Origin of the sequence: Dorea sp. AGR2135 (genome assembly GCF_000420885.1) — a bacterium.
GTDB classification, from domain to species: Bacteria; Bacillota; Clostridia; order Lachnospirales; family Lachnospiraceae; genus Dorea; species Dorea formicigenerans.
In genome coordinates this window covers 1-15,176 of sequence record NZ_ATVU01000045.1, presented here as the reverse complement: position 1 = coordinate 15,176, position 15,176 = coordinate 1, and the positions used below count along the sequence as shown (strand labels likewise).

Here is a 15,176-nt window from a genome sequence, read left to right as displayed (position 1 = left end):
TAATTGAATCCACAAAGGCATCTGCCATTTCTTTTGTCAGCTTACGCTTTGACATATAAGTATGTATCACATTTCCCCAGCCTTCTTCAATGTGGTAATCCTGGGAATACCGAACCTGTGCCGCCAATACTGTGTCCAGACGGCTCTTGATATTCTCAATTTCATTGGAATAGATTCGAGAAAACTGTATGTACTCTTCTTCTGTAATCAAACGTTCCGAGTAATCTTCATATAAATCCGACTTACGCTTACTGATTCGGCTTAGTTCCCGTCGGAGTTTCCCCACCTCTTTATCCAAAAGCAGGTACTGTGTCTGGTTTTTGGAAGCTGCATTCATTTCCTGAATCATTTTTTCTGTATCCAATACGGTTTTCATATGCGTTTGGATCAGGCGAAGAACATCGTCATCCACATATTCTTTTCTGACTCTGTGCCCTTTGCATTGCTTTCCTCCGGATTTATGGTTAGTATTGGCTCCGCAGATATAAAAGAATGTGCCATTTCTTTCTCTGGACAACGTCATGCGGTTACCACAGCCTCCGCACCATATCTTTCCTGTATAGAAATTATGGTTTCTAATAGCCCCATTGTTCTGCTGATGTTTCTTCTTATAAGCTTCCGTATATTCCTGGATTTTAGATTGTACCTGTTGAAACAATTCTCTATCTATAATCCCTTCATGCGTGTTCTCCACATGCACCCATTCACTCTCTGGTCGATTTCTCTGTTTATTTCCCTGGAAAACACTTTGCTGATATTTTCCAAATACTGAATCACCTGTGCAATGAACATCCTGAAGAACTCGTTTCACTTCATAATTGTTCCAGGGTTTTGACTCCGGAAGCGACTTTTCACCGGTTTTATAGAATTTTCTTTGTAAAGTCGGCGATAAAACTCCATCTTTATTGAGCTGTCTTGCAATATCACTATAGTTCCTGCCATCCATATACATAGAAAATATACTTTTCAGATGTTCTGCAGCTTCTTCATCAACAATCAGCTGATGATGGTCTTCTTCTGACTTTCTGTAACCATACGGTTCCCAGGCACTTGTAAATTTTCCTTTTTTCCAAAGAGCTTTTTTTGCGCTGCTACTCTTTTTGGCAAGGTCTTTCGAATAGAACTCATTGATAATATTCTTCAGTGGAACTGTAAGATCCACACCCTCTCTGAAGGAATCGAAATCATCTGTCACAGCCAGAAATCTTACATGGAAAAACGGGAATACTCGTTCAATATAATTACTGGTTTCGACATAATTTCTTCCAAGTCTGGACAAATCTTTTACAATAACACAATTGATTTTTCCATGCTTGATATCTTCCATCATCTGTACAAATCCAGGACGGTCAAAATTTGTACCTGAATAGTCTGAGTCCTTATAAACTTCCGCAACCGAAATATCTTCCGTATCTGCTACAAAGTTTTTCATCAATTCCACCTGAGTTTCTATCGTTCCTCTTTCCAATGTTTCTTCTGTTTCCATTGAAATTCTGGCATACAATCCTGCCCGGAACGGTCTGCTCACCTCTGTCTGGACGGTTGCACTGCTGACTACTTCCGGAATGTTTTTCCTGCTCTTTCGTGCCATTTTATACAACCTCCTTTACCTTGACCTGCAGATTATTATCATCATCTATTACCGTATCAACTCCCATAGCCGGTAATTGATTCAGCAATGTCTGATAACAATCATCAAAATCAAAAGTAATCTCTATATTCTTTTTATCATATACTCGAATTTGCCTGATCAGTTCTACCACCACAGTGCGGGACAGTTCTTCAATATCCTGATACTTCACAAAATAATCCAGCCAGGTATTGGCTTTGTCTGCTTTTTCCAGCTCACTATCCATTTCTTTCTGGATCGCACGGATACTCTCTTCCGCATTTCTAAGCCTCTTTCCATAGGCTGCATGAAGCTCAACATAGTCTTCTTTTGATACAATGCCCTCTTTCATATCCGAATAGAGCATCATCCGTAACTCCTTACAGCGTACTGTCTCCTGTTTTTTCTTCTCCAGCCTGTCCTGCAGCTTCTTCATATTGATCTCCTGAAATGGCACAGTACCAACAAATTCCAGGACTCTTTTCAGGTGCAGGATGTTCTGGATATGCTGTTTCAACATCACTAGTACGGCATCTTCCAGATCCTTTTCCGGTATTCTATGACTAGAACAGCGTTTTGTTTCTTTATTTGTGGAACATAGATAATAAGCATATTTTTTCCCTGCCACAGTAGAAACCTTTCTTGTCATAGGTGCACCACAATCCGCACATACAGCAATTCCGGATAACAGATATACCTGCTTTTGGTCAGGTGAAGTACGTGTATCCATGCCCAGAAGCCTCTGCACAATTTCAAAATCACGATCGCTCACCAGTGGCTCATGATTTTTCTCAATCCGGATCCAGTCATCTTCCGGTTTCACATAAGTCTGCTTCACTTTATGGTTCGGTGTTGTCCTTTTTCCCTGCACAAGATTTCCGATATAAACCTCGTTTTCCAGTATCCTGCGGACCGTAACGGAACTCCAAAGTGCCTGTTCTTTCTGCCGGAAGCCTGTTTCATAACGACTGCCGTTGCTGATTTTATACTCAAATGGGGAAAGAATACCCAGTTCATTTAAACGATTAGCGATCGCATCCTGACTCATTCCCTGCAGCTTCATCTTAAAAATATCCTGTACTACACTGCCTGCAGATGGATCAATCTCTAATTTATGCTTATCTGTCTTTGTCTTCCTGTATCCAAAAGCTACAAACGGAGTCACACACTCACCTTTTTTCCTCTTAATCTCAAGATTACTCCTGATCTTAATAGAAATGTCACGGCAATAAGCATCATTGATTAAATTCTTAAATGGGATAATGATTTCGTCTGCCTGATTCTTTCCCTTGAGACTGTCATAATTGTCATTGATGGCAATAAAACGCACACCAAGAGCCGGGAATAATCTCTCGATATACTTCCCGGAATCAATATATTCCCTTCCAAATCGTGATAAGTCTTTTACCACTACGCAATCTACAATTCCACGCCGGATATCTTCCAACATTGCCTGGAATGCAGGGCGCTCAAAATTAGAGCCTGAGTAGCCATCATCAACTCGGACTGAAACAACTTCAATATCTTTTTTGTCTTTCAGAAAATCCAGAATCAAAGCCTTCTGGTTAGAAATGCTGTTACTTTCCAGTTTTGCTGAACTGGAAATATCGCCATCTTCTTTAGATAATCTGACATAGATGGCGGCATGATAGATTTTGTTGATATTCTGATACATATCTTACCTCCTTTTATTACGTCAGAAAATCCATGTAATAAAAGGGGTCTGCATAATTTGTCCTTACCGACATTCTAACACAGTCCCCTCAATCTTGCCAGTACTTTTTCAGACACTCAGAAGCATATTCTCAAATGCCTGCTCCATAGATATACCGTTATTTGCAAATCTGACTTTTACTTTCATATTACCGATCCGGACCAGATAAGGATTTCCTACTTTATTCAGAAAAATATCTCTCCGTTCCTGAAGTGGCTTATTTCTGTCTGCTTTTATCATCCGTAGATCAGTCATTTCATTGATATCTACATCACTGAAATCCTGCTCCAGATAATTTCTATATTCCTCTGCCGTCATGCCCTTCTCCTTCCATTCCCATCTGAATCCGTACTGCTTTCAGCACCCGATCCAGGCTCCACTTATTTACTCTTCCGCATTTCTCAATAATGCATTTTGTAGAAATGCTCATAACCTGTTCAGCCAATGCCAGGCTTCCTTTTCGGATCCCTGTCATATCGTATTTACTGATAAATACATGTGTTGGTAAATACCGCTTCTTATATATTCTTGATGTCAGCGGAACTACTGTAATGACTGAACTGTATGTATTAGCTTTATTGTTACTTACTACGATCACCGGTCTTACTCCACCCTGAACCGAAGTTGTCGGGAACATACCGAGATCCGCCCATAAGATATCTCCTCTACGAATCGTCACTTGTCATCTCTCCAATCTTTTTTTATTTGTAAAGCATTCATAGCGCTATATTGGCTCCACAGGGATACGGCAGAGTTCCTTTCCAAGACGGAAAGCTCTGCCGCATAACCTCTATAGCCAATTTGATTATTAAACAGTGCTCGCTTGATTCTATTTATCCTCGATACCCCGAATCGTTACTCCTGCATCTGCAGGAAGGGAATAATAACCTGTCCGAATGCTACACTCCGGACCACAATCCAAAAACTCTCGTTTCCAGGCTCTGGCAGTTCATAGGTTTACCAGTTACAGACTTCTCAGGGTCTGCAAGTGTATCGCATCTCACACATGTCATCGCATCACCAGCCTGCCGACTGGCTTTGGTCAGTGCTTTTTCGCAGTATTATTAGCTCAAAAAAGTTTCTTACGTCTTATAATCCTATAGCGGCATCTTCCTCGTGCTCACTGTATGAAATGTCACGTCAGTTATTATTGGATATTCAGTTTTCATAGTGCATTTTAGGGAGTCCTTAAAGCTCCTCTAATTACTAAAGTCAAATGACTTCGACAGATGCAAAAAATTTTCCAAAAATTTTTTAAAAAAATTCTTTCATATACATTTCACGCATTTTATTAAGGATCGTTTTCAGCTTGTAAGCTAATACCTGTCTGGAAATCCCCATAATCTCAGCCATCTGTGTCTGTGTCTTATTTTCAAAGAAAATGCCGTAAATAATCATGCGTTCCTCGGTATTCAGCTGATTGATCACTTTATGAATATCCTGCTGTTCCATTTTCGTCAGTACACTGTACTCCACGTCGCAATTCAGATCTGGGAAATCCTCAATCATGAATCCTTCCCCATCGATGGACTGTCCACTATAAGGCACCTCCCGCAGCATCTTATCCACGACTTCCCCCAGCTCGTTCTTAATCTCAACTTTTTTTGCCTTGCTGCTTCTGTAAAAATTATTCATCGCATACGCAACTTTTTTTGTAATCTCGATCATTTCTCCATCAATATTTGCGTAATACTTTCCTTCGTAAAAATATGGGTGTTCAATATACATATCCGTTCCTCCTGAATTTGAAATCTTGTTGCTCGTTTCAAATCCAGAAGGCGGACCTCTGTTTAGGATCATGCCTGCTCCGCCTTTATCCTGCCGGGATACGCCCGCAGTTATTGGCTGAGAAATTCAGGCACGAAAAAAAGCCCCAGTAGTTTTTTCTTAACTACTGAGGCTTTCGTCTCTTTCTTGTATTCAGTTATCTATGCCTTCTTTCATCAGCATAATCATTGTATCAGGATAAAGTTCACAAAGTATCCGCTATACGTTCCCATAAGTTCATGTCATTATTGAAATCGTACATATTTCAGTATAAAAAGTTCACTATTCAAATTCTGATTATTTATAGTAATATGGTCTATCAAAATGGCTATTTTCTGTTTCATTATTTAACTTAACAAAACAATTCCTATGCAAAAAGGCGGAGTTCACTTTACATTTTCCCCGTATATTTTTCTGCCATATGTACTGCCATAACACCATCTGCCACAGCATACTATATCTGCCAGACCTACAACCGGCTGGGTAAGAACGCCTGTAACAGCCACAAGATTGAAGCAAGGGATTTGTACAATCTGGTGCTGAAGGATATACAGGAATTGGCGGCTCAGGCCATGAAGGACGCCGATGCGTTCTACCAGCGGCTTAGCAGCCGGATGGAGCGTCGGTATCTGGTGGACGCTTCCCAGACAGAGAAGGAACGGAAACGGCTGGAAGCCCGGAATCAGGAAATTGACGGGATGTTTTAATCCTGTATACGGATAAGGCCAAAGGCGTCCTCACCGAGCAGCGGTTTATGAAGATGACGGCGGTGCTGGAACAGGAGCAGGAAGCCAACCAGAAGTGCCTACACGATCTGGCGGTGATGCAGAGCCTGGCGGATGCACAGGAAAGCGAAGTCCGCACTGAACCGGCTTATCAGCAAAATCCTGATTGGCGAGGTTAAGAAGGTGGACGGCCAGAAGGTGCAGGAAGTCAGGATTGTTTATGGCTTTGTCGGGGAAATCCCGGAGATTGTAGCATAAGAACAGCGAAGCCCTCCCCATGCAGGGGGAGGGCCTTTTATTTTGGCTAAATATGTGATGTTCAAATTGCGAATAATTGTTTGATTATTTAACGCACATGCAAATATCTGCATTTTTATAAGTGTCCGCCTTGTGCTGCAACCAATCGCTGGAACAACCCGTTTTCTTCTAATAATTCTGTTGGCGTTCCCATTTCCACGACCTGTCCGTGATCCAAAACAACAACTTTATCCGCATTTGCAATCGTCCTCATGCGGTGAGCAATCACCAACACAGTTTTTCCTTGCAGCAGTTCTGACAACGCCTGCTGGACAAGGGTTTCATTTTCCGCATCCATAGAAGCGGTGGCCTCGTCCAATATTACAACAGGAGCATCCTTTAAGATTGCCCTGGCAATCGAAATACGCTGTCTCTCACCGCCGGAAAGAATGCACCCATTTTCTCCGATATTGCTTTGATAGCCTTCTGGTAGCCGTGATACGAACTCCTCGCATTGCGCGGCCCTTGCCGCCGCCAGCACTTCCTCATCGGTGGCATTCTGCCGCCCCAGCCGGATATTTTCCATGACGGATTGATCAAACAAAGTAACTTCCTGGAACACAATCGAATAATTTTTGAACAGCGTTTCAGGCTCTACTGTAGTAACGTCCACACCGCCTAATAAAACCCTGCCGGAATCAGCATCCCAAAATCTTGCCGCCAGTCGGGAAACGGTAGATTTTCCGCCTCCTGACGGGCCTACCAACGCAGTAATCTCACCCTGCTTTGCCACAAAGGAAACACCATTCAGGACACGCTCGCCATGTCTGCCAGAAACAGCTGTATCCTCCAAATCTGCATGATAGGTAAACACAACATCCTGAAATTCAATATCATATCCCTGATTATTGCAGACAGGCTGCCCGCCCTGCTCCTTGATAGCCTCCATTTGTTTTGTCCGTTTAATACTGACAAGAGATGAGATCATTTCCGCCATCAGCATGAACGATGAACCAAATGGCTCATATACACGCCCGGCCATAACAAGATATAAAATAAACATGGTAACCGAAAGGCTTCCATCCGCAACCATCAGACCACCTGCAAGCAATACCGCCACAATCCCAAACCGTAAGAAAAATTGTGCTAATGTCACGGCGATTCCGGGGGGCAGTTCATTTTGGAACGCACAAGACACAACATGCTCTAACTTTTTGTCCACATCCTCAAGATATGCTTTTTCAAGTCCGTCCGAGCGCAGTTCTTTCATCACATCTAAATACTCCTGCACACTGTCATATGCGGCTCGATGCGCATCCAGATTTCGTTCTTCTGCCTTTATTTGTTTTTTTCGTGCGGCAAGCACTACAAGTGCAGAAATTGGAACCGGAAGGATAATACACAATCCCATACGCCAGTCAATCACCAGCAATCCGCAGGAAATAATGATAAACATGATGACAGTTCCCAAAAAGCCGGGTACCGCATTTGAAAACATGCGTTCCAATTTTGAGCAATCCCCCATCATCGTTGTTGTCAAATCGGATAGATCTCTTTGACCAAAGAAAGACAACGGCAGACGACGCATTTTTTCAGCAAGGGACATCCGGCGCTCAGCGCTTTCCTCATATGACACCTTATATGTCAAGTTGTATTGAACCCACTGAGTGACAAAGATAAGTGCAGTCAAAAAAGCACATAATAAAAGGATAAACGGAATATTTGATTCTGAGCCGCCACGACCGACCGTTTTATCAATCAACGCCATTGTCACAGTCATCAGCAAGGAAACAGGCAGCATGACACAGAGATGCGCCGCTGCTGTCGCAGCGATACCTTTTTTCAAATCCCGTGCACCCTTATCACTGAGCGCAAGCATTTCTTTTAGCATGACCGCACCTCCTTTGTAAGCTTCCAGGAAACAGACTGATTGTAGTCCTCCCACATACGGGCATATTCCCCCTGCAGTTCCAGCAATTTTTCATGTGTTCCTCTCTCTACAATGCTTCCTTCTTTCATTACTAAAATCTGATCCGCATTTTGTACCGTACTCAAACGATGCGCAACCATAATAACCGTTTTCCCTTTTTGCAGTTCCGCAAGAGCCTTCTGGAGCTGCGCCTCGTTTTCCGGATCGGCAAATGCTGTGGCCTCATCCAACACAAGAATAGGCGCATTTTTTAGTATCGCTCTGGCAATTGCAATCCGTTGTACCTCGCCGCCGGACAGGTACACGCCTTTTTTCCCGACCACACTGTCAAGGCCATCCGGCAGCTTCTTCAAAATATCATCACACTGTGCCAGATGTGCCGCACGGAGGATCGCATTCCGGTCTGCATCGTGGCAGCCGCCACGGATATTATCCTCAAGCGTTGCCTTCCGTAATTTAGGATTCTGGAATACGAAAGCAACCTGCTTCATCAGAGATTCCCTCTCAATCTGATCCAGCGGCGTTCCTCCAATCAAGATGGTTCCCTCCTGCGTATCGTAAAAACGAGGGATCAAGCTGGCAATGGTCGTCTTTCCGGAGCCGGAGTGTCCTACCAACGCAGTCGTAGTACCTGTCGGGGCAATAAAGTTAATATCGGAAATCGCAGGCGTTTCTCCCGTGGGATAAGTAAATGTCACATGTTCAAAACAAATATCCCCGTTCTGCGGTTTTACAGGCTGCATCGGCTGCTTTTGTGGTTTCGCCAAAAGAATGGTATCGATTCTTCGCATAGATTCTACCGCCTGCATTTTATAATTGCTCATATACATAATTTTATTGAGCATGGAAGCGCAGGCCGGAGCGAACACCAGATAAAACAGGAATTTTCCTGCAAAAGCAACGGTATCACCTGAAAACGTCATTCCTATCAGCGCTGCCGGGACAAGTACCAAAAAGGAAGCGTTCACGATTGTATTAAACCCGACATATCCTGGTTTACACGCCATTGTAAAAGCAAGGGCGTCGTCACGGTATGCAGTAATTGCGTCCCGGAATTTTCTTATGGACCAGGCGGATTGTCCAAAAACCTTGATAACCGATATTCCCCGTACAAATTCTACCGCCTCATGGTTCATTTCTTCCTGTGCGTCCTGATACCGTTTCATAAAGCGCATGGTTTTTTCACCCATTATGGTCATCTGGCAGGTAAAGCTGGCAATCAGAAGTAGGAGCAACGGTAAACCGATCCGCCAGTCAATCGCAAGCATTAAAATAAGCCCGACAACCGTCGCTACTTGTGCGCCCACAAGATCGGGCATCTGATGCGCCAGATAGCTTTCTACCTGGGCGCTGTTTTCATCAATAATCTTCCGCAGTTTTCCACCGGGATTTTCTTCAAAATAGCCCAACGGCATTTCAGAAAGATGGCGAAGCGCTGCCATTTTCAAATTCTTTTCCGTATGAAACGCCCCCACATGAGAGCAGAGAAGTGCAATGAAATTGACTGCTAACCCCGCCAACTCAAACACAAGCGCCCATATCCCCCATTGCATCATATGCACAGTGTCATATCCGCCGCCCGACATGCCGATGAGCAATTCTCTTGTGGCAAAATAAATACACAGAAAAGGTGCCAGTAATAACAGAGAACTGAATCCTGCCAAAATCTGAGACACGCTGAAAAGCCCTTTGTATTTTCCGGAGAACTCAAGCAACCGTGGGATTCCTGTTTTTAGCGGTTTTTCTGTTTGTGAGTTTTCTCCAAACACCTTTTTCATATAAAGTATCCCCCTTTCGTCTAATTTAATAAATTTTTTTATCTCACCAGAATGGATATGAAGAATATGTGTGGCGCAGCGCAGGATCAGTTCCGGATCATGGGTAACCATCATACTGCAAAAAGCATTTTCGTTTGCTTCCCGGATCATTTCCGCAGTTCTCATCAGATTATCTCCATCTTGACCGCTTGTGGGTTCATCATACAGCATAATTTCTCGATTTGTACATAACGCCACACTAAGAGAGAGCCTCTGCTGCTGACCGCCTGACAAAGAACCCGGATGGCGGTTTTCCAATCCTGCCAGCCCCATTTTCTCCAAAACGGCTACCGCTTCAGTCTCTGTAACAGTTCCTTTATTCAGCATCAGTTCACCTAGCACCGAATCACTGAACAGTTGATGGCCGGGTTCCTGCAGGACCAGGTAAGCCCGCTCTGGCAGCTTTTTGTTTGATATTCGCTCTCCATTGATCCGCACAGTTCCATGATGTTTCAGCAAACCGCAAAGACAAAGCGCAAATGTTGATTTCCCCGCACCATTTTCTCCAATGACCGCTACAATTGCACCTTTGGGAATCGCCAGTCTGTTTATATCCAATACTTGCCTCATTTGACGCGAAAACCGAAGCCCTTCTATTTCAAGAAAAGCTGCCTTTTCCATGTCCTTTTCCTGCCTAATCGTGCGTGTCCCCATATTCCAAAGCTGTTTGCGGCGTACTGCTCTTAAGCCTGACTGTTCAAGTTCTTGAAGCGACAGCGCCAGAATTTCATCCGATGTAAATTCATTTTCTATTTGTCCATCTTTCAACAGAACGTATCTGTCTGCAATATCTTCCAGATACCATAAACGGTGTTCGGAGATCAGAATCGTCTTTCCCTCATCCTTCATGGTTCGGATCAGGTCTTGCAGCTTTCGGATGCTTTCCATGTCCAGATTCGAGGACGGTTCATCCATGACGATGACCTCAGGCATGGAGGCATACACGGAACCACATGCAATTTGCTGCTTTTCCCCACCGGATAATTGAAAAATATCTCTGTCCATCAAAGTCTGTATATCCAGCTTCCAGGCAGTTTCCTTTAAGCGTTCCACCATTTTGTCATGCGGGATGTTCAAATTTTCCATATTGAACGCCATCTCTCCGGTCGTATCCAGATGAAAAAACTGTGTCCTCGGATTCTGAAACACGCTGCCCGCCACGGCGGCAACCTGGGGAAGGGATGCTTCCTTTATATGGACGTTTCCAACAGTAATGTCTCCCTCCAGGCGTCCCTGATAAAAATGAGGAACAAGGCCATTGACCATGCGCAGCATCGTCGTTTTCCCGCATCCGCTTTTTCCGCATAATACGATACATTCGCCGCGTTCCGCATGAAAATGAATATGCCGGAGAGCCGGTGGTTCTGATCCGTCCGGAATACCGCCCTGATAGGCAAAGCTGACATCATCGAAGGTAATCATAGTCCTCCCCCCTTTCAAACAATCAGGTTCCATGCCAATATTCCGGCCGATACGGTAATGATGCACCAGTCCAGAATGGACAGTTTTACTTCTATGTAGCTGCTGCGGCGTGTATCTCGGTCAAATCCTCTTGCCATCACAGCGGCGGACATTTCATCCACAACAACGGAGCATTGCATCAAAAAAGGAACCATCATATACTCCAACATATGGACAGGTCGAGTCAAAACATTGCGCCAGTTCCATGCCAGCCCCCTCAGGCGGAGCGCCTGATTTACCATTTGCCATTCCTCCTGAATCGTGGGAACAAAACGGAACATTACCGCCAGTGGTATTACAACCTCGGACGGCATGTGCATTTTGGTAAGTGCGGATATATATTCTCCAATTTTCGTTGTCTTTGTAATAAGATAAAAGGACGCAAACAGAGGGAGGATAAAACGCAAAACATGGCAGATAGCTGTCATAATGTTCCTTGATACCCCGGTTAGATGCGGCACCATATACAAATCTGAAAGCAGCATGGCAAGAAAAAGAACGCCTGTATAAAATGCCCGTTTCCATTTCCTGCAAAGAAGCGTGGTAAACACACATAACGCAAGCAACGATATTTCCTGTATGTACGACAAGCCCGAAAAGACGGAGAAGCAAGCTGTGACAAACACCGCCAGCTTGCTCCTCGGATCTAATATGCCAGTCGGATTATTCCGCGCCATCACGCAGTGATTCCCGCTTTCTCAAAATGCTTTTTCAGAATGCGCTTTCCAAGGAGACCTCCCAGCAGACCGCCGAACAGTGCAAAGGCGATCAGAACCGCAACAATCCAATCAGGTGTCAGGGCATCCAATGCTGCGGCATAATCCGCGCCATAATAGGTTGCACAATTCTCCAGAAACGCTTCCTTTGCTACAATAATTGCAAAAAACGGTCCCATTGAAGTCATATTGAATACGACATAGCTTGCAGCCAGCATACCAGCAGATCTTCTCTCTTTTCTGGATGCGATTACTTCCGCAAGAATTCCCCAGATAACGGAAAACAGCAGCGGATAAAATGTTGACATAGAAGTGATTAGTCCCACCAGCACAGCCAATATCAGGATTGCACCTTTCTTGGGAACCTTTGCCGCATACAGCATGTATACTGTACCCAGAACGATACCGGCAATCAGGGGAGTTGCTAAAAAGAGAACCGGAACAACGGGCAGAACCACCGATGACAGGACGGTCAGAACCACCAGATAAATGGCGCCGAAAGCACCTGCGGCAATTAAATCTTTTGTCGTAAGTTTTGTTTTCATATAGATACCTACCTTTTTATTATTGTTTATTAGTCTCAACTAACTCTTGTATTGTAGCATTTATCCAGATTTGCTTCTACTCTAAAAAGCCAACAAATCGCAAAAATGCTCCGAAAAGCCAAAAAGTGATGATGTCAAAAGACAGCATCACTTTTTGGGCTTTAGTTAATTACTTTGGCTATATGGTAGTATTTAATTTTTGTGCCTTACGATAAGCATTGGGTTTATATCCTATAACGGCATAAAATGCTTCTGAAAACTTACTCGGATTCTCATATCCCATCATCAATGCAATCTCACTGATTTTCTGATCGGTCTGACGCAGTAATTGTGCAGCCTGATGCATTTTGTAATTCCGCAAATATGCATAAGGAGATTCTCCGTACACCTGCCGGAAGCCATCTTTTAACTGTGTCAGGCTTAAACCATGTTCCAAAGCCAACTCCTTCAAATTTGTTCTCTGCGTCATGTCCTGCAGTAAATGCTCTTTTACATGTTTAATACGCTCCACAGTTGCCCCTGAAAGATACTCCCGATTTTCTTCAAAAACAATTTGCTTTGACTGAAAATGATAAAGCAGCTCCAACACCTTTAATCTCAAAAATGGCAACGATGGATGCGGAAGTGTCAAATGTGCATATAACTCCTGATATACATGCTCTATTTCCGCATTCCGGCGATATACATGGCATTCTGTATTGAGAGAATATTTTTCAACTATTTTCTCTGCGCTGATTTGAAAAGCCTGTAATTCGTGTCCCCTTTTCATGATTTCCGGAAAAAGCAGAATGGTAGAGCCGTAAAAATATTTTAAAGGAAAAGAAGAAGCAACCGGAGGATGCAGTTGACTGTTAATCGCAATATCTCCTTCTCCTAAATAGATATAGCTCTTATTATCGAAAGCGCACTCATATCTACCTTTTTCGCAATGATTAATTCCAATCACATTTTCTTTTCCGCTTCCACGAAAACAGCTTTCGATAGCAAAATCAACCACCATTAACTGTACGCCCGAAAAAATATCATATACCCACATATCAGCAGGGGCATCGCCCGCCTGATAATCTACATAAGTAATAAAAGGCTCCTTGCCCGGAATTTTCTTATCTTGCTTTAAACATTGAAGTTCTGTCGTAGCTGATACACCTCCAGATGACGCTTTTATATGGTTAGTGGCAACTAGTCATAGTTTACAATACGAGGACATAAAAGTCAATTTGAACACAGGGTTTAAAATAATCATTCAATCATCATTTTTTTCCGTTCAAAAACATATTCTGCATCTGATGATAAATCAGAGCGGAATGAATAGCCTAGTCTATCAAATTTCTTAATATCCTCAGGATTTTCAATTCTGTTTTCAGCCATGAACCTAACCATTTCACCACGGGCCATCTTAGCATATGTACCTTTTGTCACCAGTTTATCTCCTGATAACTCACAAAATGTAATCGTAATGTATCTATCCTGTCGTGTCAGATATTTTTCTATGCACTTAGAGTATTCTTTCGATGCCAGATTGATTATAATCCTGCTGTTATCAATCACTGAGCGGTATAATAAATCTCCCCAGTACTCATACAGATTTTTTGTTTCTCCTATTCCAACCTTCGCCTGCATTTCCAAACGATAAGGCGTCACACCATCCCTTGGTTTTAACACACCATAAAATGCAGATATTATTCTCAAATGATTTTGTACATACTCGAACTGACTGTCCTCAAACACGGATGGAGCCATATATTGAAAAGCAATTCCTTCATATGATAAAACAGCTGGAGTAAGTAAATGATAAAGATCCATGTTTTCCAATCTATTGAAGTTCTGTTCTGCAATTTTGTCATTACATTTCCAGATAGTCTTCAGTTCTTCTTTTGACTTACTTTTCAACCAACTTTGTATCTCTATCGTCTTTTCAATAAATTCAGGCAATCCATCCGATGCTATGCTGTCAGTATCTGTAATCATCTTTTTAGCAGGGGATAATATTATCTTCATTAATCTAATTCCTTAAGCATATTTTCAGGATCATCTGCCGCCTTGACTTTATCATTTGCCTTTATAATAATCCCCTGTTCATCAATAAGATATGTGGTTGGGATAATGTATTATAGTGGAAATTTTGAAATTTCCTTTATCCAATAGGGTAATTATCTTGAATAAGATATATGAAATTTTACACGCAAGAAGATGTATCCCCTTGCGATGTATTAACTATAGAAATGTAATTTACTGTCGTGTCAAAAGATCATTATACTCAATTTCAACATAATCATTCGATATTTTGATCTTCTTGATATATTCACGTACAGTCTTTTGTCTTTCATTGAAAGATATGAACTCCCAGCTCGTTCTTAATCTCAACTTTTTTGCCTTGCTGCTTCTGTAAAAATTGTTCATCGCATACGCAACTTCTTTTGTAATCTCGATCATTTCTCCATCAATATTTGCGTAGTACTTTCCTTCATAAAAATATGGGTGTTCAATATACATATCCGTTCCTCCTGAATTTGAAATCTTGTTGCTCGTTTCAAATCCAGAAGGAGGACCTCTGTTTAGGATCATGCCTGCTCCGCCTTTATCCTGCCGGGATACGCCCGCAGTTATTGGCTGAAAAATTTAGGCACGAAAAAAAGCCCCAGTAGTTTTTTCTTA

12 protein-coding genes and 2 pseudogenes are annotated in these 15,176 nt (G+C 42.7%); 1 reads left to right on the top strand and 13 read right to left on the bottom strand.

The features are described 5' to 3' along the window. The 5 genes from G593_RS0117055 to G593_RS0117035 all read right to left on the bottom strand — a co-directional run. A partial coding sequence (locus G593_RS0117055; RefSeq protein WP_029732462.1) for a recombinase family protein occupies positions 1 to 1,591 on the bottom strand: 1,591 nt, incomplete at its 3' end. 1 nt (position 1,592) lies between these two features. Continuing rightward, a complete protein-coding gene (locus G593_RS0117050; RefSeq protein WP_029732461.1) occupies positions 1,593 to 3,284 on the bottom strand; it encodes a recombinase family protein in 1,692 nt (563 codons plus the stop codon). 108 nt (positions 3,285 to 3,392) lie between these two features. After that, positions 3,393 to 3,641 carry a DUF6870 family protein gene (locus tag G593_RS0117045; RefSeq protein ID WP_029732460.1) on the bottom strand — a complete coding sequence of 83 codons (249 nt, stop codon included), beginning with the start codon at positions 3,639 to 3,641 and terminating at the stop codon, positions 3,393 to 3,395. Continuing rightward, entirely contained in the window at positions 3,622 to 4,002 is a 381-nt protein-coding gene (locus tag G593_RS0117040) for a type II toxin-antitoxin system PemK/MazF family toxin (RefSeq protein ID WP_005344285.1), read from the bottom strand. The genes G593_RS0117045 and G593_RS0117040 overlap by 20 nt, the downstream gene beginning before the upstream one ends. A 575-nt stretch (positions 4,003 to 4,577) precedes the next feature. Next, positions 4,578 to 5,051: a sigma factor-like helix-turn-helix DNA-binding protein gene (locus G593_RS0117035; protein WP_029732459.1), complete on the bottom strand. Its 474-nt coding sequence runs from the start codon at positions 5,049 to 5,051 to the stop codon at positions 4,578 to 4,580. A gap of 476 nt (positions 5,052 to 5,527) precedes the next feature. On the opposite strand from G593_RS0117035, the pseudogene G593_RS21635 reads away from it, so the two are divergent. Further along, positions 5,528 to 6,073 (top strand): annotated as a pseudogene (locus G593_RS21635) (DUF4368 domain-containing protein); the annotation flags it as partial. A gap of 115 nt (positions 6,074 to 6,188) precedes the next feature. On the opposite strand, the gene G593_RS0117020 reads toward G593_RS21635, so the two are convergent. The 8 genes and pseudogenes from G593_RS0117020 to G593_RS21040 all read right to left on the bottom strand — a co-directional run bounded on the left by G593_RS0117020 (position 6,189) and on the right by G593_RS21040 (position 15,014). Next, a complete protein-coding gene (locus G593_RS0117020) occupies positions 6,189 to 7,943 on the bottom strand; it encodes an ABC transporter ATP-binding protein (protein WP_029732456.1) in 1,755 nt (584 codons plus the stop codon). Continuing rightward, a complete protein-coding gene (locus G593_RS19875) occupies positions 7,937 to 11,221 on the bottom strand; it encodes an energy-coupling factor transporter ATPase (RefSeq protein ID WP_029732455.1) in 3,285 nt (1,094 codons plus the stop codon). The genes G593_RS0117020 and G593_RS19875 overlap by 7 nt, the downstream gene beginning before the upstream one ends. 14 nt (positions 11,222 to 11,235) lie before the next feature. Beyond that, complete coding sequence (locus G593_RS0117010) at positions 11,236 to 11,937, bottom strand: energy-coupling factor transporter transmembrane component T (RefSeq protein WP_029732454.1); 702 nt, start codon at positions 11,935 to 11,937, stop codon at positions 11,236 to 11,238. Then, positions 11,937 to 12,521: an MptD family putative ECF transporter S component gene (locus G593_RS0117005; protein WP_029732453.1), complete on the bottom strand. Its 585-nt coding sequence runs from the start codon at positions 12,519 to 12,521 to the stop codon at positions 11,937 to 11,939. Before G593_RS0117005 ends, G593_RS0117010 begins: the two co-directional genes overlap by 1 nt. Positions 12,522 to 12,699: 178 nt before the next feature. Continuing rightward, complete coding sequence (locus G593_RS0117000) at positions 12,700 to 13,557, bottom strand: helix-turn-helix domain-containing protein (protein ID WP_242827128.1); 858 nt, start codon at positions 13,555 to 13,557, stop codon at positions 12,700 to 12,702. A 203-nt stretch (positions 13,558 to 13,760) separates the two neighbouring features. Beyond that, positions 13,761 to 14,519, bottom strand: coding sequence for a peroxide stress protein YaaA (yaaA, locus tag G593_RS0116995; protein WP_029732451.1), 759 nt, complete (start codon positions 14,517 to 14,519; stop codon positions 13,761 to 13,763). Then, positions 14,519 to 14,626: pseudogene (locus G593_RS21630) on the bottom strand (peroxiredoxin); the annotation flags it as partial. The gene yaaA and the pseudogene G593_RS21630, both read right to left, overlap by 1 nt. Before the next feature lie 124 nt (positions 14,627 to 14,750). Further along, positions 14,751 to 15,014, bottom strand: coding sequence for a hypothetical protein (locus tag G593_RS21040; protein ID WP_049946512.1), 264 nt, complete (start codon positions 15,012 to 15,014; stop codon positions 14,751 to 14,753). Positions 15,015 to 15,176: the final 162 nt, after the last annotated feature.